A 21,931-nucleotide genomic window follows, 5' to 3' on the forward strand; every position below is an offset into this window, starting at 1 on the left:
GGATGACCCCTTGGACACTCTATGGTCGCTTTTACGCAGGTGATACGAGAGACGCACGGAGAATCAAGAGACACCACTTGTATATCCAAAAGATACACACGTATAGACATTAGATATACGCAGGCGTAAGCTTCCTGCCGAGGCCCGCTCAGCCTCACACCCAAACGTCAGATCTCACGTTAGCACCGTGGCTCAAGACTCTTGAGCCACCAGAAAGGAGTCATCTCATGGAACAAAAATACAAGCGTGACGTACGAACGCCATAAGGAGGCAAATATCTGAAAAAACCAACCAGCCCATAGGTGAAATATGTCTGTCAGCCCTGAAAGCATTGAAAGATCCAAACCCGTTCCAATCAACATGAGAGCGGACGAAAGAAAACGGAACCTGATCGATCTGGCAGCTGCCCTGTCCGGTCGTGATCGAACCAGCTTCATCCTTGAAGCTGCTTGTCAAAAAGCAGAAGAGGTCATCTTGGATAAGCGTTTGTTCCTTCTCGACGACGCTGCATTTGACGCATTTGAACAGGCCATGGAAGCCAACCCGATACGAGGTAACGAATGCCTACGTCAACTTCTCGAAAGACCCAAACGGTGGAGCTGAGTGCTCCCGAAAAGCTGAGCGACGAACACATACTGGATCAATTCGATTCAGGTGAACCGTCGATCAACGACTACCTGCAACGGCAGGCGCGTAAAGCCCAGGCCGCTAAACAGGCCGTCGTTTACGTCATCTGCCGCAAGGACACCTCAATAGTGATGGGTTACTACACCCTGTCGAGTGGATCCATTGCACGCGAGAACGTCGTTCCGAAAAGCCACCAACGCAATTCGCCAAGCGTGCATCCAGTGACTCTGCTGGGGCGCATGGGGATCACTCAAGCAGCTCAAGGTCAGGGTTTCGCAATCGACCTACTGCAAGATGCCGTTGAAAGAGCAATCAGGGCTTCCAATAGCATTGGGTCCAGCGCAATGATTGTTCACCCGCTGAACGAACGCCTGTCGACCTTCTACGCCAAGTACGCAGGATTTATACCGTGCCCGGGACTATCGCCCATTACGTTGATGTTGCCGCTTCGGTAACCCGTCAAGACCTAACGCCAAACCCGCTATAGCTCTCGCGATAGCGGGTTATTTTTGCCATTCAGAATCTTCCAGCTGCACCGACGGCCCACCGCTCACCTTTCGATACGACCGGCAGGCACGATCCGGCAGCACCTTTGGTTTACAGGCAGCGAGCCAATCATTACTTTTCATTTTTTATGGCACGGATGCACCGCTGGCAAGGCCTGCGCAGTGTCCACGTTACGTCCGCATTCAGCGGCAATATGTTCTGAAATGACGCGAAAATACTCCGCCCTCCCCTTTGGCCGCCACGTCAACCAGTCATCACTCGCTGCAAATAAAGTAACTGTATTACTTTTGTTAACAAGAATTACTTGCAATAATGACCGCCCGTTTGTCCTTGACCCGCTGATGGTCTGGAAGGGCAGTCACTTATTTCTCCTCTCAGGTCCGGCCAGCATGACACGCTATAACTTTCCCGCTTCGCCAACCCCGCTTCGCAGCCCGTCCCGCTTCGCGCGCGCGATGGCTGCGCTGCTGTTCAGCGTAATGCTGGCACCGACCGCCGCATTCGCCGACACCGCCGCCCCGGCCACCCAGCCAGCGGCCACCGCACCGGCCCACGAACAAACCGCTCCAGCGGCAGCAGACAGCGCTGCACCCGCAGCGGCTGCCGACGAAACCGGCGTGGTGCTGGAAGAAGACAACAGCCTGGGCATGGCCCATGACCTGTCGCCTTGGGGCATGTATCAGCATGCTGACGTGGTGGTAAAAGCCGTGATGATCGGCCTGGCCATCGCCTCGATCATCACCTGGACCATCTGGATCGCCAAAGGCTTTGAATTGCTGGGCGCCAAACGCCGCCTGCGCACTGAAATCGTCCACCTCAAAAAAGCCGCCACCCTCAAGGAAGCCAGCGAAAGCGCGACCAAAAAGGGCACCCTGGCCAACCTGCTGGTGCACGACGCGTTGGAAGAAATGCGCTTGTCGGTCAACGCCCGCGAAAAAGAAGGCATCAAGGAGCGTGTGAGTTTCCGTCTTGAGCGCCTGGTGGCGGCCTGCGGTCGCAACATGAGCAACGGCACCGGCGTACTGGCCACCATCGGCTCCACCGCACCGTTCGTGGGCCTGTTCGGCACCGTGTGGGGCATCATGAACAGCTTCATCGGTATCGCCAAGACCCAGACCACCAACCTCGCCGTCGTCGCCCCCGGCATCGCCGAAGCCTTGCTGGCAACCGCGCTGGGCCTGGTGGCCGCCATCCCTGCGGTGGTGATCTACAACGTCTTCGCCCGCTCCATCGCCGGCTACAAGGCCCAGGTGTCGGACGCGTCGGCAGAAGTGTTGCTGCTGGTCAGCCGTGACCTCGACCACCTGCCTTCCGAGCGCAGCTCGCAACCGCACATGGTGAAAGTGGGGTAATCGGCCATGGGCCTGCATTTGAATCAAGGCGACGACGAACTCGTCGAGAACCACGAAATCAACGTCACGCCGTTCATCGACGTGATGCTGGTGCTGCTGATCATCTTCATGGTGGCCGCGCCCCTGGCCACCGTGGACATCAAGGTCGACCTGCCCGCCTCCAGCGCCAAGCCGGCGCCGCGGCCAGAGAAGCCGGTGTTCCTCAGCGTCAAGGCGGGCCAGCGTCTGTACATTGGCGATGACGAAGTCAAAGCCGACGCCCTGGGCGCCGCGCTCGACGCCAAGACCCAAGGCAAGAAGGACACGACGATCTTCTTCCAGGCCGACAAAGGCGTGGACTACGGCGACCTGATGAGCGTGATGGACTCCCTGCGGGCGGCCGGCTACCTCAAGGTTGGCCTGGTCGGACTTGAGACGGCAGCCAAGAAATGATCACGACGCGCCACACATTTGCGCGTTATGGCACCAGCCTCGCCGTCGTGCTGGGCGTCCACGCCGTTGCGATCATCATCGCGCTCCAGTGGTCGGCGCCCCATGTGGTGCAGTTGCCGCCGGCCGCCATGGTCATCGACCTGGCCCCGCTGCCTGCGCCACCGGCCCCGCCAAAGGTAGTAACGCCGCCGCAACCACCGGCCCCCGTGGAGGAGTTGCCGCTGCCTAAATTGGCCGAGGCGCCAAAACCTACGATCCAGGTGCCCAAGCCGGTCAAGCCCAAGCCAAAACCGCAGCCGCCCAAGCCGGTGGAGAAAAAGCCCGAGCCGCCCAAGGAAAAACCCTCGGAAGAACCGCCGAGCGAAACACCGCAGAACAACGCGCCAACGGAAAAATCCGCCCAGCCGCAACCCGGCCCGTCACCGCAGCAAATTGCCGCGAAAGCCTCCTGGGAAAGCCTGCTGCTGGGCCACCTGGCCAAGTACAAGAAGTACCCGCCGGGTGCCCAGGCGCGTGGCAAGGAAGGTTTGAACCGCTTGCGGTTCGTGGTGGATGCCGATGGCAATGTGCTGTCCTATGAATTGGTGGGCCGTTCCGGCAACGCCGACCTGGACCGCGCGACGCTGGACATGATCCGCCGCGCCCAACCGCTGCCCAAGCCACCTGCCGACATGCTCAAGGGCGGCAGCATCGAGATCGTTGCACCGTTCGTGTACAACATCGAAAAACGCCGCTAGTGGCCACCCAGGTGAGGGGAAACCCTCGCCTGGGCCCACAAAATCTTGCGTATTCCCCGCTCAATCCCTGGCAAAGTTCTGATAACGTGCGTCTATCGATTGCAGCCGGTATGCTTGGCCCGCACCTCATGGACGCCCGCTATGACCCTCACAGAATTACGCTACATCGTTACCCTCGCCCAAGAGCAGCACTTCGGCCATGCCGCCGAGCGTTGCCACGTCAGCCAGCCCACCCTCTCGGTAGGCGTGAAAAAGCTTGAAGACGAACTCGGTGTGCTGATTTTCGAGCGCAGCAAGAGCGCCGTGCGCCTCACCCCGGTGGGCGAAGGCATCGTCGCCCAGGCCCAAAAGGTGCTGGAGCAGGCCCAGAGCATTCGTGAACTGGCCCAGGCCGGCAAAAACCAGCTGACCGCACCGCTGAAAGTCGGCGCCATCTACACCGTGGGCCCGTACCTGTTCCCGCACCTGATCCCGCAACTGCACCGCGTTGCACCGCAGATGCCGCTGTACATCGAAGAAAACTTCACCCACGTGCTGCGCGACAAACTGCGCAACGGCGAGCTGGACGCGATCATCATCGCCCTGCCGTTCAACGAGGCCGATGTACTGACCCTGCCGCTCTACGACGAGCCGTTCTACGTGCTCATGCCAGCGAGCCACCCGTGGACGCAACAGGACACCATCGACGCCAACCTGCTCAACGACAAGAGCCTTTTGCTGCTGGGCGAAGGCCACTGCTTCCGCGACCAGGTGCTGGAAGCCTGCCCGACCCTGACCAAGGGCAACGACGCGGCCCGCCACACCACGGTGGAATCCAGCTCGCTGGAAACCATTCGCCACATGGTTGCCTCCGGCCTGGGGATTTCGATCCTGCCGTTGTCGGCCGTGGACAGCCACCACTACGCTCCCGGCGTGATCTCGGTGCGCCCACTGACGCCGCCCGTGCCGTTTCGCACCGTGGCCATCGCCTGGCGCGCCAGCTTCCCGCGCCCCAAGGCCATTGAAATCCTCGCTGACTCGATCCGCCTGTGCTCGGTGGCCAAGCCACCTGCCGCGAGCTAAGCCGCGGTCATGACCGAGTTGTCGCAGGTGTCGGTGACGGCGCTCAAAGGTGTCGGCGAGGCCATGGCCGAGAAGCTGGCCAAGGTCGGCCTGGAAAACCTCCAGGACGTGCTGTTTCACCTGCCGCTGCGGTATCAGGACCGCACCCGCGTGGTGCCCATCGGCGAACTGCGCCCGGGGCAGGACGCGGTGGTCGAAGGCACCGTCAGCGGCGCCGATGTGGTGATGGGCAAGCGCCGCAGCCTGGTGGTGCGCCTGCAAGACGGCACCGGCGGCCTGAGCCTGCGCTTCTATCATTTCAGCAACGCGCAAAAGGAAGGCCTCAAGCGCGGCACCCGCGTGCGCTGCTACGGCGAGGCCCGGCCCGGCGCGTCCGGCCTTGAGATCTACCACCCGGAATACCGCGCCATTACCGGCGACGAGCCACCGCCGGTAGACACCACCCTCACGCCAATCTACCCGCTCACCGAGGGCCTGACCCAACAGCGCCTGCGCCAGTTGTGCCAACAAACCCTGACCCTGCTCGGCCCCAAGAGCCTGCCCGACTGGCTGCCTCAGGAACTGGCCCGCGACTACCAACTGGCGCCGCTGGACGACGCGATCCGCTACCTGCACCACCCACCGGCCGACGCCGACGTGGACGAGCTGGCCCTGGGTCATCACTGGGCCCAACACCGCCTGGCATTTGAAGAGCTGCTGACCCACCAACTGTCCCAGCAGCGCCTGCGCGAAAGCATGCGCTCCCTGCGCGCCCCGGCCATGCCCAAGGCCAAGCGCCTGCCCGCGCAATACCTGGCAAACCTGGGCTTTGCCCCGACCGGCGCGCAGCAGCGGGTCGGTAACGAAATCGCCTACGACCTGAGCCAGAAAGAACCCATGCTGCGCCTGATTCAGGGCGACGTGGGAGCGGGCAAGACCGTGGTCGCCGCCCTCGCCGCCCTGCAGGCGCTGGAGGCCGGTTATCAAGTGGCGTTGATGGCGCCCACCGAGATTCTGGCCGAGCAGCACTTCATCACCTTCAAACGCTGGCTCGAGCCGCTGGGCCTGGAAGTGGCGTGGCTGGCGGGCAAGCTCAAAGGCAAAAACCGGGTGACGGCCCTGGAGCAAATCGCCGGGGGCGCGCCAATGGTGGTGGGCACCCACGCGCTGTTCCAGGATGAAGTGCAGTTCAAGAACCTCGCCCTGGTGATCATCGACGAACAACACCGCTTTGGCGTGCAGCAGCGCCTGGCCCTGCGCCAAAAAGGCGTGGGCGGGCGCATGAGCCCGCACCAGTTGATCATGACCGCCACGCCTATCCCGCGCACACTGGCGATGAGCGCCTACGCCGACCTCGACACCTCGATCCTCGACGAACTGCCGCCGGGCCGCACCCCGGTCAACACCGTGCTGGTCACCGACTCGCGCCGCGTGGAAGTGATCGAGCGCGTACGGGGGGCATGCGCCGAAGGCCGCCAGGCGTATTGGGTGTGCACGCTGATCGAAGAGTCCGAAGAACTCACCTGCCAGGCCGCCGAAACCACGTTCGAAGACCTCACCAGTGCCCTGGGCGAACTCAAGGTAGGGCTGATTCACGGGCGCATGAAGCCTGCGGAAAAAGCCGCGGTCATGGCCGAATTCAAGGCCGGCCAGCTGCAACTGCTGGTGGCCACCACCGTGATCGAAGTGGGGGTGGACGTGCCCAACGCCAGCCTGATGATCATCGAGAACCCCGAGCGCCTGGGCCTGGCGCAATTGCACCAGCTGCGCGGGCGCGTAGGCCGGGGCAGCGCCGCCAGCCATTGCGTGTTGCTGTACCACCCGCCGCTGTCGCAGATCGGCCGTCAGCGCCTGGGGATCATGCGTGAAACCAACGACGGTTTCGTGATCGCCGAAAAAGACCTGGAACTGCGCGGCCCCGGCGAAATGCTCGGCACCCGCCAGACCGGCCTGTTGCAATTCAAGGTCGCGGACCTGATGCGCGACGCCGACTTGCTGCCCGCCGTGCGCGACGCCGCTCAAGCCTTGCTGGAGCGCTGGCCACAACACGTCAGCCCGTTGCTGGATCGCTGGCTGCGCCACGGCCAGCAATACGGCCAAGTGTGACGCCGGCCTCACTTAGGCGACCAACAGATGTAACAAGCTGGTTATACTCCAATAACTGTAGGAAATTGGACCAAGGCCATGTCAGAAGTTGCTCTCGCCACAGCGCCACCGACCGCACCGTCGGTTATTCGGGCGCTGCTTGAAAAGCTCGCCATCAGTTACACGGAAGTTGTCGAACACCCCGGCCTGAACGCCGCACAAAAAGTTCAGGCGGTGCTGCTGGATGACGAAGTGGGCGCCCTGATGGTGTTGTTTCCGCAGAGCCAGTTGCTGGACCTCAATCGCCTCGCCGAACTGACCGGTCGCCGCCTCAAGGCCGTCGCGCCGGAACGCCTGGAGCGCATGCTCGGCAAGCACAACCTGCGCCTGCTGCCCGGCCTGCCGCCGTTGACCAGTTCACCGTGCCTGTACGAAGAAAGCCTGCTGCGCGAACCGACCCTGCTGGTACATTCGGGGGAGGCCGGGGTGCTGCTGCAAATCACCAGCGAAGCGTTCAAGGGCATGCTCACCAAGGCCAGCGCCGGCCACTTCGGCGAGCCGCTGAACCGCATCCGGCCGAACCTCGATCGCCCCAACGATGACCGCGAAGAAATCACCCAGGCGGTGCAGGCGTTCACCGCCCGCCGGATCCAGCAGCGTCTGGAAGCGACCATCGAAATTCCACCGCTGGCCGACACCGCACAAAAAATCATCAAGCTGCGCGTGGACCCCAACGCCACCATCGACGACATCACCGGCGTAGTGGAAACCGACCCGGCCCTGGCCGCGCAGGTCGTGAGCTGGGCGGCCTCGCCTTACTACGCCTCGCCGGGCAAGATCCGCTCCGTGGAAGACGCCATCGTGCGCGTGCTGGGCTTTGACCTGGTGATCAACCTGGCCCTGGGCCTGGCGCTGGGCAAGACCTTGAGCCTGCCCAAGGACCACCCGCACCACACCACGCCGTACTGGCACCAGTCGATCTACACCGCCGCCGTGATCGAAGGCCTGACCCGCGCCATGCCGCGCGCCCAGCGCCCGGAAGCGGGCCTGACCTACCTGGCCGGCCTGCTGCACAACTTCGGCTACCTGCTGCTGGCGCACGTGTTCCCGCCGCACTTCTCGCTGATTTGCCGTCACCTGGAAGTCAACCCGCACCTGTGCCACAGCTACATCGAGCAACACCTGCTGGGCATCAGCCGCGAGCAGATCGGCGGCTGGCTGATGCGCTACTGGGACATGCCGGACGAGCTGTCCACGGCCCTGCGCTTTCAGCATGACCCGACCTACGACGGCCAATACGCCGAGTACCCGAACCTGGTGTGCCTGGCCGTGCGCCTGCTGCGCAGACGCGACATTGGCTCCGGGCCAGACGAAAGCATCCCGGACGAACTGCTCGAACGCCTGGGCCTGAGCCGCGAAAAAGCCGAAGACGTGGTACGCAAGGTGCTCGACGCCGAAGTGATGCTGCGAGAACTCGCCTCACAATTTGGGTAAAAGAGGGGGGCTGCGGCACGCGTTTAGCTTGCCGCGTACGCCCTACCGCGCCGCTTTGCGCTTGCGCAGGTATTTGGTCAGCCCCTGAAACCAAATCACCAAGGCCGGGTTGCCTTTGATTTGCACCGACTTGTCTTGAATGCCCGTCATGAACGCCAGTTGCTTGTTCTTGGCCTGCAACGTGGCGAAACCGTAGGCGGCGTCCTTGAAGGCGATCGCAAAGGCGGGCGTGGCGTGCACCCCGGCGCGGCTGGTGATGCGCTGGTCCTTGACGATGAAGTGACGGGCAACCTTGCCATCTAAGGTCTGCAGCTGGAACACCAGGTCCTTGTCACCCAGCTGCTGCTGGAAGGCGGGGTTGGTGCGGCTGGCTTTGCCCATTAACAGGCCCATCACCCAGAGAAGAAAACGAAATTTCATGCACACGGCCTCAGTGGAATTATTGGGTGGCCGCGGCAGTTTAACGATTTGTTTTCAGAAAACCACCGATCTTGCCCATTAGCAGAAGATCGCCAGTTTTTAGCGCTTATAACCACAAAATGACTGGAGAGTCGCCCAACAAAAATGGGCACCCGACCCCGTCGGCGTGCCCATTTTTCCTCCCGCGCGTAGTGCGTGCCGCGCGTACCGTGCCTTACGGGTTGACGCTGTCTTTGAGCGACTTGCCCGGCTTGAAGGCCACGGTGTTGCTGGCCTTGATCTTCACCGGCTCACCGGTCTGTGGGTTCTTGCCGGTGCGGGCGCCGCGATGGCGTTGCAGGAAGGTGCCGAAGCCGACCAGGGTGACGCTGTCCTTGCGATGCAGGGCGCCGGTGATTTCCTCAAGAACGGCGTTGAGCACACGATTGGCCTGTTCTTTGGTGAGATCCGCTTTTTCAGCGATGGCGGCTGCGAGTTCTGGTTTACGCATAAGTGAAGCCTCTTTGACGGTTTTTTGTTGTTATGTCAGTGCTGCTCATCGTTGGAGCAGCCCCAAGGCGCCGCAGGCTCTACTCTGCGGCAGACGGGAGTGAGGATGGCATGCCATCGGTGCCTGCGCCAGTCTCGCTACGACCTTTCTACCGGGAAACCCGTGCTGATTCCGACAGAACGACCGGTATTTACGCCAGCAACGGCGGCAGTTCCTTGTTCAACGCCAGTTTTTCCATCACCGCCGTTCCTGTCAGCGCGTAACCGAGCAGGCGCCCGCTGGTATCGCGGCAAAGCGCCTTGATATCGGCGCCCTGCCCTTCGACGCTCCACACGCCTTCGGTGCCCCGGGGCGGCGGCGACACCACCAGCGGGCACACCGGGGTTTTCACGGTGATGGGCATCGGCCCGTAGCTCACCGCCGTGGCGTTGCCCGCCAGCGTCTGGGCCAGCGCCCGGGCGCAGCTCATCAGGGGCATGACGTAGAGCAGGTTCAAGCCGTCCACCTCGGCGCAGTCGCCTAGCGCATAGATATTGGCGTGGGACGTCTTCAGGTGACGGTCCACGACCACCCCGCGACCGGTTTGCAAACCGGCCGCGGCGGCCAGGTCCACGCGCGGGCGCAGGCCGATGGCCGACACCACCACATCGCACGGGATCACGCTGCCATCCGACAGGTGCGCGTGCAGCCCGTCGTCGGTGCGTTGCAAGCGGTTGAGCACCGGCCCCAGGTGAAAACGCGCGCCCAGGCCTTCCAGCCCGGCCTGCACTGCCGCAGCGGCGGCGGGGTGCAACAGGGTCGGCATGACTTGCTCGCACGGCGCCACCAGGTCGATCTGGTAGCCGCCCAGGATCAGGTCATTGGCGAACTCGCAGCCGATCAGGCCCGCGCCCAGCAGCAACACGCGGCGCTTACCGGCCGCAGCGGCGCGAAAGCGTGCGTAGTCTTCGAGGTCGTTGATGGGGAAGATCAAGTCGGCGGCATCGCCTTGCACCGGCACACGCACGGTCTCGGCGCCCCAGGCCAGGATCAGGTCGCGATAGGCCACGGCCTCTTCTCCGATCCACAGGCGCTTGTGGCCCGGGTCAATGCCGCTGATGCGGGTGTGGGTGCGCACCTCGGCCTTGAGCTGCTCGGCCATGGTGCCGGGTTCGGCCATGCTCAGGCCGTCGGCATCCTTGTTCTTGCCAAAACCGGTGGAGAGCATGGGCTTGGAGTAGGAGCGCCCGTCATCGGCGGTGATCAGCAACAGCGGGGTTTCGCCATCGAGTTTGCGAAACTCGCGCGCCAGGTTGTAACCCGCCAAACCCGTGCCGATGATCACGACAGGTGCGTTCATTCCTTTCTCCTTGTAGTACGTTTCTTAAATTCAACAATCAGCCGATTTCGATCATCTCGAAATCCATTTTGCCCACGCCGCAATCCGGGCACAGCCAATCTTCAGGGACGTCTTCCCAACGGGTGCCGGGCAGGATTCCGTCATCCGGCCAGCCGTCTTTCTCGTCATAGACCAGGCCGCAGACTACACATTGCCACTTTTTCATTTGCTCGCATCCTCAGGGTTCAGGCGTGTGGCCCACGGTCGATGGATAAAGCCTTGCCGTGCGGCTCAGCGCGTTTTGTACTGATCGGGGCCGCCAGATGCAAGCGGGATCGACACACGGGGCAAAACGCCGGGGCAGCGTGGTAAGCTCGCCGCCTCTTTTGCTGCCGACCATCACCCACCGTGCCGCACTCAAACACCGCTTCTGCTGCTTGCCACTGGCGTTCACGCAGCCTGCTGGACCCTGCGCCCGCCCCGCTCATCCTTGACTGGCTCTTTGACGAAGGCTCGCTCACCCGGCGCCTCACGCACCTGTCCAGCGATGGGTTCAGTGTCACGCCCTTGTCTGAAGGCTGGCAGCCGCTGCGTGACGACGAATGCACCGCCCTGGACCTGCCTGCCGCCAGCGTTGGCTGGGTGCGCGAGGTGTATTTGCGCGGCCATGGCCAGCCCTGGGTGTTCGCCCGCAGCGTGGCGGCGCGCAGTGCGCTGGAAGGCGACGGGTTGCACATGGACGAATTGGGCAGCCGCTCGCTGGGGGAGCTACTGTTTTGCGACCACGCCTTCCGCCGCCAGGCCATTGAAGTGTGCCACTACCCGCCCGCATGGCTGCCCGCGGCCGACCGCACCGCAGGCCTGTGGGCCCGCCGCTCGCGCTTTGATCGCGGCCCGCTGAGCGTGCTGGTGGCCGAAATCTTCCTGCCCGGCCTGTGGCAGGCCGTGCCCGCCTCCCAGGAGACTCGCTGATGTACCAGCGCCTGCTCAAATCCCTGAATCACTTGAACCCCCGCGCCTGGGACTTCGTTCAACTGACCCGCATGGACAAACCCATCGGCATCTACCTGCTGCTGTGGCCCACCCTGTGGGCACTGTGGATCGCCGGCAAGGGCTCGCCCTCACTCGCCAACGTCGCCATCTTCGTGCTGGGCGTGATCCTCACCCGCGCCGGCGGCTGCGTGATCAATGACTGGGCCGACCGCAAAGTGGACGGCCATGTGAAACGCACCGAGTCACGGCCCCTGGCCAGCGGCAAGATCGGCTCCAAGGAAGCGCTGGTGTTTTTTGCCGTGCTGATGAGCTTGAGCTTTGTGCTGGTGCTGCTGACCAACGCCACGACCATCCTGCTGTCGCTGGGCGGCCTGGCGCTGGCGGTCAGCTACCCGTTCATGAAGCGCTACACCTACTACCCGCAAGTGGTGCTGGGGGCGGCGTTTTCGTGGGGCATGCCCATGGCCTTCACCGCCGAAACCGGCAGCCTGCCCGCCACGGCGTGGTTGCTGTACATCGCCAATCTGCTGTGGACGGTGGGGTATGACACCTACTACGCCATGACCGATCGGGATGACGACCTGAAGATCGGCGTCAAATCCACCGCCATTCTGTTTGGCGAGGCCGACCGGGTAATCATCCTGACATTGCAGGGGCTGGCCCTGGGTTGCCTGCTGCTGGCGGGCGCGCGGTTTGAGCTGGGGGGCTGGTTTCACCTGGGCCTGCTCGCGGCGGCCGGGTGTTTTGCCTGGGAGTTCTGGTACACCCGGAGCAAGGACCGCATGAAGTGCTTCAAGGCGTTCTTGCACAACCACTGGGCCGGGTTGGCGATTTTTGTCGGAATTGTGGCGGACTACGCATTCCGGTAAGCCGGGCCGGCGTGGGCTGTTTTGCCGCACGCTATCGCAACCAGGCCCGCCCCACCCGGGAGGAGCGGGCCTGCCGGGTCAAGGCTTGATGATGTGCCAGGCGCCGCCCTTTCCGTCGCCGGTCTTGTCGCCCGCCTTGTGGTCGTCCTTGAAGGTGTAGACCGGCTTGCCCTTGTAGGCCCACTGGCTGGTCTGGTCGTCGCGGGTGATCACGGTCCAGTCGCCGCTGGGCTTGTCGGTGGACTCAGCCTTCAGCGGCGGCCAGTTGGTGGCGCACTGGTCCTTGCACACGGACTTGCCGTCGGCGTCCTTGTCGAAGGTGTAGAGGGTCAGGCCCTTGTGGTCCACCAGGATCCCGTCCTGGGTGTTTGCAGGCTCGGCGGCCACTGCCAGTGTGGGCAGGGTCAACGCGGCCGTTACCAGCAGGGTTTTCCAGGAAACAGTGCGGTAAGTCATCGGAACCTTCCTTTTTTGGTTGTCAGTATTCGGACCCAAAGCGTAGTCCAGAGTGCCGTCTATTGCCGGACCGTCTAAATTACTGTCACACGACTGCAATAATTCCGTTATCTAATGCGGCGCAAGACAGTTAAATGACACGAGGCTTGAGCATGGTTGGCAGAAGTATTCTGATCGTTGACGACGAAGCGTCTATTCGCGAGATGATCGCCGTTGCGTTGGAAATGGCCGGCTATGACTGCCTGGAGGCCGAGAACTCCCAGCAGGCCCACGCCATTATCGTCGACCGCAAGCCGGACCTGATCCTGCTGGACTGGATGCTGCCCGGCACCTCCGGCATCGAACTGGCCCGGCGCCTCAAGCGCGACGAGCTGACCGGGGACATCCCGATCATCATGCTCACCGCCAAGGGCGAAGAGGACAACAAGATCCAGGGCCTGGAAGTGGGCGCGGACGACTACATCACCAAACCGTTTTCCCCCCGCGAGCTGGTCGCCCGTCTGAAGGCCGTGCTGCGCCGCGCCGGCCCGACCGATGGCGAAGCGCCCATCGAAGTCGGCGGCCTGCTGCTGGACCCGATCAGCCACCGCGTGACCATCGACGGCAAGCCTGCCGAAATGGGCCCGACCGAATACCGCCTGCTGCAGTTTTTCATGACTCACCAGGAGCGCGCCTACACCCGCGGGCAGCTGCTGGACCAGGTCTGGGGCGGCAACGTGTATGTGGAGGAGCGCACCGTCGACGTGCACATCCGCCGCCTGCGCAAAGCGTTGGGCGATGCCTACGAGAATCTGGTACAAACCGTGCGCGGAACCGGCTATCGGTTTTCAACCAAAGGTTGAGCAACGAGTGATCAGCGGCCAGTCGCTGCCGTGACGCGTTGACTTGAAGCTTGCCGCTTGACGTTCGCCACTGCTCCAAAGGACCCCACGTGACCCAGAATTGGCACGGCACCCTGATCCGTCACCTGCTCCTGTTGATCACCGGCAGCCTGCTCGTGGGCCTGGTCAGCGGGTATTACGGCTGGAGCCTGGCCGTCGGCCTGGGCCTGTACCTGGGCTGGACCCTCAAGCAACTGCTGCGCCTGCACGAATGGCTGCGCCAGCACAAACCCGATGAACCACCGCCCGACGGCTACGGCCTGTGGGGCGAGGTGTTCGACAGCATCTACCACTTGCAACGCCGCGACCAGAAAGTGCGCGGGCGCCTGCAAGCGGTGATCGACCGGGTGCAGGAGTCCACCGCTGCGCTCAAAGACGCGGTGATCATGCTCGACAGCGACGGCAACCTGGAATGGTGGAACCGCGCCGCCGAAACCCTGCTGGGCCTCAAGACCCCGCAAGACAGCGGCCAGCCGGTGACCAACCTGGTGCGCCACCCGCGCTTCAAGGAATACTTCGAGCAGGAAAACTACGAAGAAGCCCTGGAGATCCCCTCGCCCACCAACGACCGGGTGCGCATCCAGCTCTACCTCACGCGCTACGGCAATAACGAACACCTGATGCTGGTGCGCGACGTGACCCGCATCCATCAGTTGGAACAGATGCGCAAAGACTTCGTCGCCAACGTCTCCCACGAACTGCGCACGCCGCTGACGGTGATCTGCGGCTACCTGGAGACGCTGCTGGACAACGTCGACGACATCAACCCGCGCTGGGGCCGTGCGCTGCAACAGATGCAGCAGCAAGGTTCGCGCATGCAGACCCTGCTCAACGACCTGCTACTGCTGGCCAAGCTTGAAGCCACCGACTACCCCTCGGACAACCACCCGGTGGCCGTGCAAAGCCTGCTGCAAACCGTCAAGAACGACGCCCAGGCGCTGTCCGGCGAGCGCGGGCAAAGCATCACCCTGGAAGCCGACCCGTCGGTGTTGCTCAAGGGCAGCGAAGGCGAGTTGCGCAGCGCGTTTTCCAACCTAGTGTTCAACGCCGTGAAATACACCCAGGACAAGGGCAACATCCGCATCCGCTGGTGGGCAGACGCCCAGGGCGCGCACCTGAGCGTGCAAGACTCCGGCATCGGCATCGACAACAAACACCTGCCGCGCCTCACCGAACGCTTCTACCGCGTCGACTCCAGCCGCAACTCCAACACCGGCGGCACCGGGCTGGGCCTGGCCATCGTCAAGCATGTGCTGTTGCGCCACCGCGCACGGCTGGAGATCAGCAGCGTGCTGGGCCACGGCAGCACCTTCACCTGCCATTTCCCGCCGGTGCAGGTCACCCGCTCGCACCTGGCCCACCAGGACGAGTAAGCCGCGTCCCGCCAAAGGAGACTAGGCAAGCGCCCTGTCAGCCGCTACATTGGCCGACTTGCGCCTGCCTTCCAGGCACACCTGCTCACCCTTTTTGAATAGACGGAACCCGCAAAACCCCATCATGGACCCTTCCCCTGGCATTACCCTCGCGTCACTCTTCGCCGACTTCGGCATGATTCTTTTTGCACTGATCCTGGTACTGCTCAACGGTTTTTTCGTTGCGGCCGAATTTGCCATGGTCAAACTGCGCGCCACCCGGGTCGAGGCCATCGCCCACAAGAACGGCTGGCGCGGGCAGATCCTGCGCACCGTGCACAGCCAGCTCGACGCCTACCTGTCGGCCTGCCAGCTGGGCATCACCCTCGCCTCCCTGGGCCTGGGCTGGGTCGGTGAACCGGCCTTCGCGCACATCCTGGAGCCACTGCTGGACGCGGTAGGCGTGCAGTCGCCGGAAGTGATCAAGGGCGTGTCGTTTTTTGCCGCCTTTTTTGTGATCTCCTACCTGCACATCGTGGTCGGCGAACTGGCCCCCAAATCCTGGGCCATCCGCAAACCCGAGCTGTTGTCCCTGTGGACCGCCGTGCCGCTGTACCTGTTCTACTGGGCCATGTACCCGGCCATTTACCTGCTCAACGCCAGCGCCAACGCCATCCTGCGCATCGCCGGCCAAGGCGAGCCCGGCCCGCATCACGAGCACCATTACAGCCGCGAAGAACTCAAGCTGATCCTGCACTCCAGCCGTGGCCAGGACCCCAGCGACCAAGGCATGCGCGTACTCGCCTCTGCCGTGGAAATGGGCGAGCTGGAAGTGGTGGACTGGGCCAACTCCCGGGAAGACATGGTCACCCTGGACTTCAACGCCCCGCTCAAGGAAATCCTCGCGCTGTTCCGTCGCCACAAATTCAGCCGCTACCCGGTGTTCGACGCCACGCGCGGTGAGTTCGTGGGCCTTTTGCACATCAAGGACCTGCTGCTGGAACTGGCCGACCTGGACCACATCCCCGAATCGTTCAACCTGGCCGAACTGACCCGCCCGCTGGAACGCGTGTCGCGCCACATGCCGCTGTCGCAACTGCTGGAGCAGTTTCGCAAGGGCGGTGCGCACTTCGCCCTGGTGGAAGAAGCCGACGGCAAAGTGATCGGCTACCTCACCATGGAAGACGTGCTGGAAGTGCTGGTAGGCGACATCCAGGACGAACACCGCAAGGCCGAGCGCGGCATCCTGGCCTACCAGCCGGGCAAACTGCTGGTACGCGGCGACACCCCGCTGTTCAAGGTCGAACGCCTGCTGGGCATCGACCTGGACCACATCGAAGCCGAAACCCTCGCCGGGCTGATCTACGAAACCCTCAAACGGGTGCCGGAAGAGGAAGAAGTGCTGGAAGTCGAAGGTCTGCGCATCATCATCAAAAAGATGAAAGGGCCGAAGATCGTGCTGGCCAAGGTGCTGTTGATCGATTGAATCAACCCGGCAGGCGCCCAACGCGGGTGCCTGCCGCAACCGCTACACCGCCAGCGACGTGAGACGGATGTCTACCTCCAACTGAGCCGCCGCCGACAAGTTGACCAGGGCGTCGAGCGAAAACTTGTCGATCTTGCCGCCCAGCACATCGTTGAGCCGGGGTTGGCTGATATTGAGCCGCTTGGCGGCCTCCTTCTGCGACAGCTCCCAACCTCGAATGGTTTGACACAACGCCAGCAGCAGCTTGGCGCGCAAACGCATATTGGCCGCTTGTTGGGGGGTGTCTTCAAGGGCGTCCCAGACGCTGTTGAAACGCTCGGTGTGCAGTGGTTGATCTGTCATGGCGCTTAACTTAGCTCCTGCAATCTGGCCCGGGCCAGCTCGATATCCCGCATTGAGGTTTTTTGTGTGGTTTTGCGCAGCGCATGCAGCACATAAACGGCTTCGGGCCGATTCGCCACGTAGAACACTCGAAACGCTCCTGAGTCGTCGTTAATTCTGATCTCGCTGACACCTCGACCAATGGTCTTCATCGGCTTGCAATCAAAAGGCTGCTCACCTTGCTGCAAGAGGTCCAGCTGAAAACCGGCAGCTCTGCGCGCATCGAGCGGGAAAGACTGAAGGTCTTTGCGCGAGCTGCCTACAAACACCACATCCTTGTGCCTTGGCATTCACTTCTCCTTGAGTGGAAAGCAAAAGCCTAATCGACGATTTGGCCAAGGGCGCAGAGGTGTGTTTCAAGGCGTAGCAGAGCTTGGATAACAACGGCGTGTTACCAAGAGACTATATCGAAACCGATATAAATCAAGCGAGCCGTCTGGAATCAGACGACTGGCCGACAGGAACCCTCAAGCCCCCGGCACAAAATGCTTCTGCGCCGTGCCCCGGGCGATCAGGCGCGACAGGTAGTCGAGTTTCTGGGCGTCCTGGTCGATGAAGCGGAAGGTCAGTTGCAGCCAGTCGCTGTCGGGTTTTGGCTCATAGGCGGCGATGGCGTGCAGGTAGCCGTTGAGGCGGGCCACTTCGGCGTTTTCGCCTTGTTCCAGGTCGAGCACGGCGCTTTCCAGGACTTGGGGCAAGGTGTCGCCACGGCGTACCACCAGCAGCGCTTCCTTGATGCTCAAGCCCTTGATCACGCATTGCTGGGTGCCGCTGGACAGACGCAGCTGGCCCTGGCCACGCCCGCTGGCAGGCGAGGTCGCAGGCGCCGGTTGTGCCGGTGGGTTATTGAGCAAGCCCCTGCTTGGCGCAGGTGCGGGTGCCGGTGCGGGCGCCGCCGTGGGTTTGACCGCTTCGGGCTTGCCACCGGTCAGGGCGCTGAGCGAGTCGTTGGCAAATGCCGAGGTGGCTTTGGTGGGGGCGCTGGCGATCAGGGCGTCGAGGCGGCCGATCTTGGTCAGGGCCTGCTTGACCTTGTTCAGCAACTGCTCGTTGGTGAACGGCTTGCTGACGTAGCCGGACACACCAGCCTGGATCGCCTGCACGACGTTTTCCTTGTCGCCCCGGCTGGTCACCATCACGAACGGCATGGCCTTCAAGTGAGGCTGTTCGCGGCACCAGGTGAGCAGCTCCAGGCCGGACATTTCCGGCATTTCCCAGTCGCACAGGACCATGTCGAACGATTCGCGCATCAGGATGGCCTGGGCTTTTTTGCCGTTCACCGCATCTTCGATCTTGATGCCCAGGAAGTAGTTACGCAGGCACTTCTTCACCAGATCGCGGATAAACGAGGCGTCATCCACCACCAACACACTGACTTTGCTCATCGACCCTTCATCCTATAAAAACCCCGGCAAGCATAACGCTTCACTGATGGCAATTTGCCAAAACTCTCTGATCAACTTTCACGCCCACCAACGAAAACGCCCGACCAAAGGCCGGGCGTCATTGTCACGGGCAATCTTACTTATCGTCAGATTCGTCCGGAACATTAGGGGTTTGGTCGGAAGTGCCTTCGACTTCGGCCTTCATGCGCTTGAGGCCCATGTGCCGCACGTCGGTGCCGCGTACCAGGTAAATCACCAGTTCCGAGATATTGCGCGCGTGGTCGCCAATGCGCTCCAGCGAACGCAGCACCCAGATGATGCTCAACACGCGCGAGATCGAGCGCGGGTCTTCCATCATGTAAGTGGCCAACTCGCGCAGGGCGGTCTTGTATTCGCGGTCGATGATCTTGTCGTACTGGGCCACCGACAACGCCAGCTCGGCGTCAAAGCGCGCAAACGCGTCCAGCGCATCGCGGACCATGTTGCGCACCTGGTCACCGATGTGGCGCACTTCCACATAACCGCGCGGCGCTTCGCCTTCTTCGCACAGCTGGATGGCGCGGCGGGCGATCTTGGTGGCTTCGTCGCCGATGCGCTCCAGGTCAATCACCGACTTGGAGATGCTGATGATCAAGCGCAGGTCGGACGCCGCCGGCTGACGGCGGGCCAGAATGCGCAGGCATTCTTCGTCGATGTTGCGTTCCATCTGGTTGATCTGGTCGTCGATCTCGCGCACTTGCTGGGCCAGGCCCGAGTCGGCCTCGATCAGCGCGGTGACCGCGTCGTTGACTTGTTTTTCCACCAGCCCGCCCATGGCCAGGAGGTGGCTGCGCACCTCCTCGAGCTCGGCGTTGAACTGCGCGGAGATATGGTGGGTCAAGCCTTCCTTCGAAATCATGGTTGTGCTCCGCGTAGCTTTAAGCGCCAAGCTACAAGCTGCAAGTTGATAGGTGTCGTTACTCGAATCGGGCTGACTGGCCGCTTGAAGCGCGGCTCACAACGGCCCCCACTAGCCATAGCGACCGGTGATGTAGTCTTCGGTCTGTTTTTTCGCCGGGTTGGTGAACAGGGTGTCGGTGTCGCCAAACTCCACCAGCTTGCCCATGTACATGAACGCGGTGTAGTCCGATACCCGCGCCGCCTGTTGCATGTTGTGGGTCACGATGACGATGGTGAACTTGGACTTGAGCTCGTAGATCAGCTCTTCCACTTTCAGGGTGGAGATCGGGTCGAGCGCCGAGCACGGTTCGTCGAGCAGCAGCACTTCAGGCTCCACGGCGATGGTACGGGCAATCACCAGACGCTGTTGCTGGCCGCCGGACAGGCCCAGCGCCGAGTCGTGCAGGCGGTCCTTGACCTCGTCCCACAGCGCCGCGCCCTTGAGGGCCCATTCGACGGCTTCGTCGAGCACGCGCTTTTTGTTGATGCCCTGGATACGCAGGCCGTACACGACGTTTTCGTAGATGGTCTTGGGGAACGGGTTGGGCTTCTGGAACACCATGCCCACCCGGCGACGCAGCTCGGCAACGTCTTCGCCCTTACGGTAGATGTTGCTGCCGTAGAGGTTGATGGCGCCTTCCACACGGCAACCGTCCACCAGGTCGTTCATGCGGTTGAAGGTGCGCAACAAGGTCGACTTGCCGCAACCCGACGGGCCGATGAAGGCAGTCACGCGCTGCTTGGGGATGTTCATGCTGACGTTGTACAGGGCCTGCTTCTCGCCGTAGTACAGGCTCAGGTCCGGCACTTCGATGGCCACGGTTTCCTGGGCCAGGCTCAGGCTCTGCTTGTTGCGGCCCAGGGCCGACATGTTGATGCCGTGGGTGTGGGTTTCTTGTTGCATGGTCTTACTCCGTTCTTAGCTGCACGCCTTTAGCGGCAAGCTGCAAGATTTGGGCAGAAGCGGCGTGAAGCGTGCCGCTCGTGGCTAATAGCTAATGGCTTCAGCTGTCCAACGCCTTGTATTTTTCACGCAGGTGGTTACGAATCCACACCGCCGACAGGTTGAGCGTGGCGATCACCAGCACCAGCAACAACGCGGTGGCGTACACCAGCGGGCGCGCGGCTTCGACGTTGGGGCTCTGGAAGCCCACGTCATAAATATGAAAGCCCAGGTGCATGATCTTCTGGTCCAGGTGCAGGTACGGGTAGTTACCGTCCACCGGCAGCGAGGGCGCCAGTTTCACCACGCCCACCAGCATCAGCGGCGCCACTTCACCGGCGGCGCGGGCCACGGCCAGGATCATGCCGGTCATCATCGCGGGGCTGGCCATGGGCAGCACGATCTTCCACAGCGTTTCCGCCTTGGTCGCGCCGAGCGCCAGCGAGCCTTCACGCACGGTGCGCGGGATGCGCGCCAGGCCTTCTTCGGTGGCCACGATCACCACCGGCACCGCCAGCAGCGCCAGGGTCAACGAGGCCCACAGCAGGCCCGGGGTGCCGAAGGTCGGGGCCGGCAGGGCTTCGGGGAAGAACAGCCGGTCGAGCGAGCCGCCCAGCACGTACACGAAAAAGCCCAGGCCAAACACGCCATAGACGATCGCCGGCACGCCCGCCAGGTTGTTCACCGCGATACGGATCACCCGGGTCAACGCGTTCTGCTTGGCGTATTCACGCAGGTACACCGCCGCCAGCACGCCAAACGGGGTCACGATCATCGCCATGATCAGGGTCATCATCACGGTGCCGAAGATCGCCGGGAAAATCCCGCCTTCGGTGTTGGCTTCCCGCGGGTCGTCGCTGAGAAATTCCCACACCTTGCTGAAGTAGAAACCGACCTTGGTCGCGTAGCCCATCGCGTTCGGCTGGTAGGCGTGCACCACCTTGCCGATGTCGATCTGGACTTCTTTACCGTTGCCATCCCGGGCGGTGAGGCTGTCGCGGTTGACCTGGGTGTGCAGCTCGGACAGGCGCGCCTCGACGTCTTTGTAACGGGCGTTCAGTTCGGCGCGGCCCGCTTCCATGTCGGCCTGGGCGGCGGCGTCCAGCTTGCCCTCCAGCTCCAGCTTGCGACCGTGCAGGCGGATGCGTTCCAGGCCTGCGTTGATCGAGCCGATGTCGGATTTTTCCAGGGTCTTGAGCTGGCTGGCGAGTGCGCTGACGCGGTCGATCCGCGCCTGCAGCTCAGGCCAGGCGGCAGCGCCTTCGGCGACGACCTTGCCGTCTTCCTTGACGTTGACCAGCGTGCCGTAGAAGTTGCCCCACTCGCGGCGCTCGAGGGTCATCAGCTCGGCAGGCCGGGTCTGGCCGGTCAGCCACTCGCCGACGATCCAGGTGAAGTCGTTGCCGTTCAGGTCGCGGTTGCCGATCTTGATCAGCTCGCGGGTCATGAATTCCGGGCCCTGGTCCGGCACCGGCAAGCCGGCACTTTTCAGGCGCTCGCGGGGCACTTCTTCTTTTTGCACCACTTCGCCGATGACGACATGGTTTTCCTGGCCCGGCACGTTGTAGCTGGCCTGGATCAGGTCGGCCGGCCAGAAGTGGCCCAGGCCACGCACGGCAATCACGGCCAGCAAGCCAATGGTCATGATGACCGCGATGGACACCGCGCCACCGCTGATCCAGACACCCGGGGCGCCGCTCTTGAACCATCCATTCAGGGAGTTCTGTTTCACAGACTTCTACC

At 62.6% G+C, this 21,931-nt stretch carries 24 protein-coding genes; 13 read left to right on the forward strand and 11 right to left on the reverse strand.

What is annotated here, in order from left to right:
- The first annotated feature begins 309 nt into the window (after positions 1-309).
- The 8 genes from ACW9H9_RS08690 (at position 310) to ACW9H9_RS08725 (ending at position 8,275) form a co-directional block, all read left to right on the forward strand.
- Positions 310-603 (forward strand): type II toxin-antitoxin system TacA family antitoxin, encoded by a 294-nt coding sequence (locus tag ACW9H9_RS08690; protein ID WP_457342741.1) that lies wholly within the window; start codon positions 310-312, stop codon positions 601-603.
- Positions 561-1,082, forward strand: coding sequence for a hypothetical protein (locus tag ACW9H9_RS08695; protein ID WP_457342742.1), 522 nt, complete (start codon positions 561-563; stop codon positions 1,080-1,082). The genes ACW9H9_RS08690 and ACW9H9_RS08695 overlap by 43 nt, the downstream gene beginning before the upstream one ends.
- Positions 1,083-1,523: 441 nt before the next feature.
- Entirely contained in the window at positions 1,524-2,486 is a 963-nt protein-coding gene (gene exbB / locus ACW9H9_RS08700; protein WP_457342743.1) for a tonB-system energizer ExbB, read from the forward strand.
- A gap of 6 nt (positions 2,487-2,492) precedes the next feature.
- Positions 2,493-2,918, forward strand: a complete 426-nt coding sequence (exbD, locus tag ACW9H9_RS08705) for a TonB system transport protein ExbD (RefSeq protein WP_457342744.1) — start codon at positions 2,493-2,495, stop codon at positions 2,916-2,918.
- Complete coding sequence (locus ACW9H9_RS08710; protein WP_457342745.1) at positions 2,915-3,655, forward strand: energy transducer TonB family protein; 741 nt, start codon at positions 2,915-2,917, stop codon at positions 3,653-3,655. The genes exbD and ACW9H9_RS08710 overlap by 4 nt, the downstream gene beginning before the upstream one ends.
- A gap of 141 nt (positions 3,656-3,796) precedes the next feature.
- Positions 3,797-4,717, forward strand: a complete 921-nt coding sequence (locus ACW9H9_RS08715; RefSeq protein WP_457342746.1) for a LysR substrate-binding domain-containing protein — start codon at positions 3,797-3,799, stop codon at positions 4,715-4,717.
- 9 nt (positions 4,718-4,726) lie between these two features.
- The gene (recG, locus tag ACW9H9_RS08720; protein WP_457342747.1) at positions 4,727-6,802 is read left to right on the forward strand and encodes an ATP-dependent DNA helicase RecG; all 2,076 of its coding nucleotides are present in this window, start codon (positions 4,727-4,729) and stop codon (positions 6,800-6,802) included.
- A gap of 78 nt (positions 6,803-6,880) precedes the next feature.
- Positions 6,881-8,275 carry an aminoacyl-tRNA deacylase and HDOD domain-containing protein gene (locus tag ACW9H9_RS08725; RefSeq protein ID WP_457342748.1) on the forward strand — a complete coding sequence of 465 codons (1,395 nt, stop codon included), beginning with the start codon at positions 6,881-6,883 and terminating at the stop codon, positions 8,273-8,275.
- Positions 8,276-8,317: 42 nt separating this feature from the next.
- Here ACW9H9_RS08725 and ACW9H9_RS08730 read toward each other — a convergent pair whose 3' ends face one another.
- The 4 genes from ACW9H9_RS08730 to ACW9H9_RS08745 form a co-directional block, all read right to left on the reverse strand.
- Complete coding sequence (locus ACW9H9_RS08730; protein ID WP_457342749.1) at positions 8,318-8,695, reverse strand: helicase; 378 nt, start codon at positions 8,693-8,695, stop codon at positions 8,318-8,320.
- A 214-nt stretch (positions 8,696-8,909) separates the two neighbouring features.
- Positions 8,910-9,185 carry an HU family DNA-binding protein gene (locus tag ACW9H9_RS08735; RefSeq protein WP_003213368.1) on the reverse strand — a complete coding sequence of 92 codons (276 nt, stop codon included), beginning with the start codon at positions 9,183-9,185 and terminating at the stop codon, positions 8,910-8,912.
- Between the two features lie 190 nt (positions 9,186-9,375).
- Entirely contained in the window at positions 9,376-10,524 is a 1,149-nt protein-coding gene (locus tag ACW9H9_RS08740) for an NAD(P)/FAD-dependent oxidoreductase (RefSeq protein ID WP_457342750.1), read from the reverse strand.
- Positions 10,525-10,561: 37 nt separating this feature from the next.
- Positions 10,562-10,729 carry a rubredoxin gene (locus tag ACW9H9_RS08745; RefSeq protein WP_457342751.1) on the reverse strand — a complete coding sequence of 56 codons (168 nt, stop codon included), beginning with the start codon at positions 10,727-10,729 and terminating at the stop codon, positions 10,562-10,564.
- 182 nt (positions 10,730-10,911) lie between these two features.
- Between ACW9H9_RS08745 and ACW9H9_RS08750 the strand changes: the two genes are divergently transcribed.
- Positions 10,912-11,475: a chorismate--pyruvate lyase family protein gene (locus tag ACW9H9_RS08750; RefSeq protein WP_457342752.1), complete on the forward strand. Its 564-nt coding sequence runs from the start codon at positions 10,912-10,914 to the stop codon at positions 11,473-11,475.
- The gene (gene ubiA / locus ACW9H9_RS08755) at positions 11,475-12,365 is read left to right on the forward strand and encodes a 4-hydroxybenzoate octaprenyltransferase (RefSeq protein WP_457342753.1); all 891 of its coding nucleotides are present in this window, start codon (positions 11,475-11,477) and stop codon (positions 12,363-12,365) included. The genes ACW9H9_RS08750 and ubiA overlap by 1 nt, the downstream gene beginning before the upstream one ends.
- A 78-nt stretch (positions 12,366-12,443) precedes the next feature.
- On the opposite strand, the gene ACW9H9_RS08760 is transcribed toward ubiA, so the two are convergent.
- Positions 12,444-12,821 carry a hypothetical protein gene (locus ACW9H9_RS08760; protein WP_457342754.1) on the reverse strand — a complete coding sequence of 126 codons (378 nt, stop codon included), beginning with the start codon at positions 12,819-12,821 and terminating at the stop codon, positions 12,444-12,446.
- Positions 12,822-12,973: 152 nt separating this feature from the next.
- On the opposite strand from ACW9H9_RS08760, the gene phoB reads away from it, so the two are divergent.
- From phoB to ACW9H9_RS08775, 3 genes are all read left to right on the forward strand, one after another.
- Positions 12,974-13,663 (forward strand): phosphate regulon transcriptional regulator PhoB, encoded by a 690-nt coding sequence (gene phoB, locus ACW9H9_RS08765; protein ID WP_457342755.1) that lies wholly within the window; start codon positions 12,974-12,976, stop codon positions 13,661-13,663.
- Between the two features lie 89 nt (positions 13,664-13,752).
- Positions 13,753-15,075 carry a phosphate regulon sensor histidine kinase PhoR gene (gene phoR / locus ACW9H9_RS08770; protein WP_457342756.1) on the forward strand — a complete coding sequence of 441 codons (1,323 nt, stop codon included), beginning with the start codon at positions 13,753-13,755 and terminating at the stop codon, positions 15,073-15,075.
- 124 nt (positions 15,076-15,199) lie between these two features.
- A complete protein-coding gene (locus ACW9H9_RS08775; RefSeq protein ID WP_457342757.1) occupies positions 15,200-16,540 on the forward strand; it encodes a hemolysin family protein in 1,341 nt (446 codons plus the stop codon).
- Positions 16,541-16,582: 42 nt separating this feature from the next.
- On the opposite strand, the gene ACW9H9_RS08780 is transcribed toward ACW9H9_RS08775, so the two are convergent.
- The 6 genes from ACW9H9_RS08780 to pstA form a co-directional block, all read right to left on the reverse strand.
- On the reverse strand, positions 16,583-16,882 hold the full coding sequence (locus ACW9H9_RS08780) for a helix-turn-helix domain-containing protein (protein WP_457342758.1): 300 nt from the start codon (positions 16,880-16,882) through the stop codon (positions 16,583-16,585).
- Positions 16,883-16,887: 5 nt separating this feature from the next.
- Complete coding sequence (locus tag ACW9H9_RS08785) at positions 16,888-17,211, reverse strand: type II toxin-antitoxin system RelE/ParE family toxin (RefSeq protein WP_457342759.1); 324 nt, start codon at positions 17,209-17,211, stop codon at positions 16,888-16,890.
- A 177-nt stretch (positions 17,212-17,388) separates the two neighbouring features.
- Complete coding sequence (locus ACW9H9_RS08790) at positions 17,389-18,306, reverse strand: response regulator (protein ID WP_457342760.1); 918 nt, start codon at positions 18,304-18,306, stop codon at positions 17,389-17,391.
- A gap of 136 nt (positions 18,307-18,442) precedes the next feature.
- On the reverse strand, positions 18,443-19,204 hold the full coding sequence (phoU, locus tag ACW9H9_RS08795; RefSeq protein WP_457342761.1) for a phosphate signaling complex protein PhoU: 762 nt from the start codon (positions 19,202-19,204) through the stop codon (positions 18,443-18,445).
- A 111-nt stretch (positions 19,205-19,315) separates the two neighbouring features.
- A complete protein-coding gene (gene pstB / locus ACW9H9_RS08800; protein ID WP_457342762.1) occupies positions 19,316-20,149 on the reverse strand; it encodes a phosphate ABC transporter ATP-binding protein PstB in 834 nt (277 codons plus the stop codon).
- Between the two features lie 100 nt (positions 20,150-20,249).
- Positions 20,250-21,920, reverse strand: a complete 1,671-nt coding sequence (pstA, locus tag ACW9H9_RS08805) for a phosphate ABC transporter permease PstA (RefSeq protein ID WP_457342763.1) — start codon at positions 21,918-21,920, stop codon at positions 20,250-20,252.
- Positions 21,921-21,931 lie beyond the last annotated feature (11 nt).

It is taken from the genome of Pseudomonas sp. SDO5215_S409, from assembly GCF_054071325.1.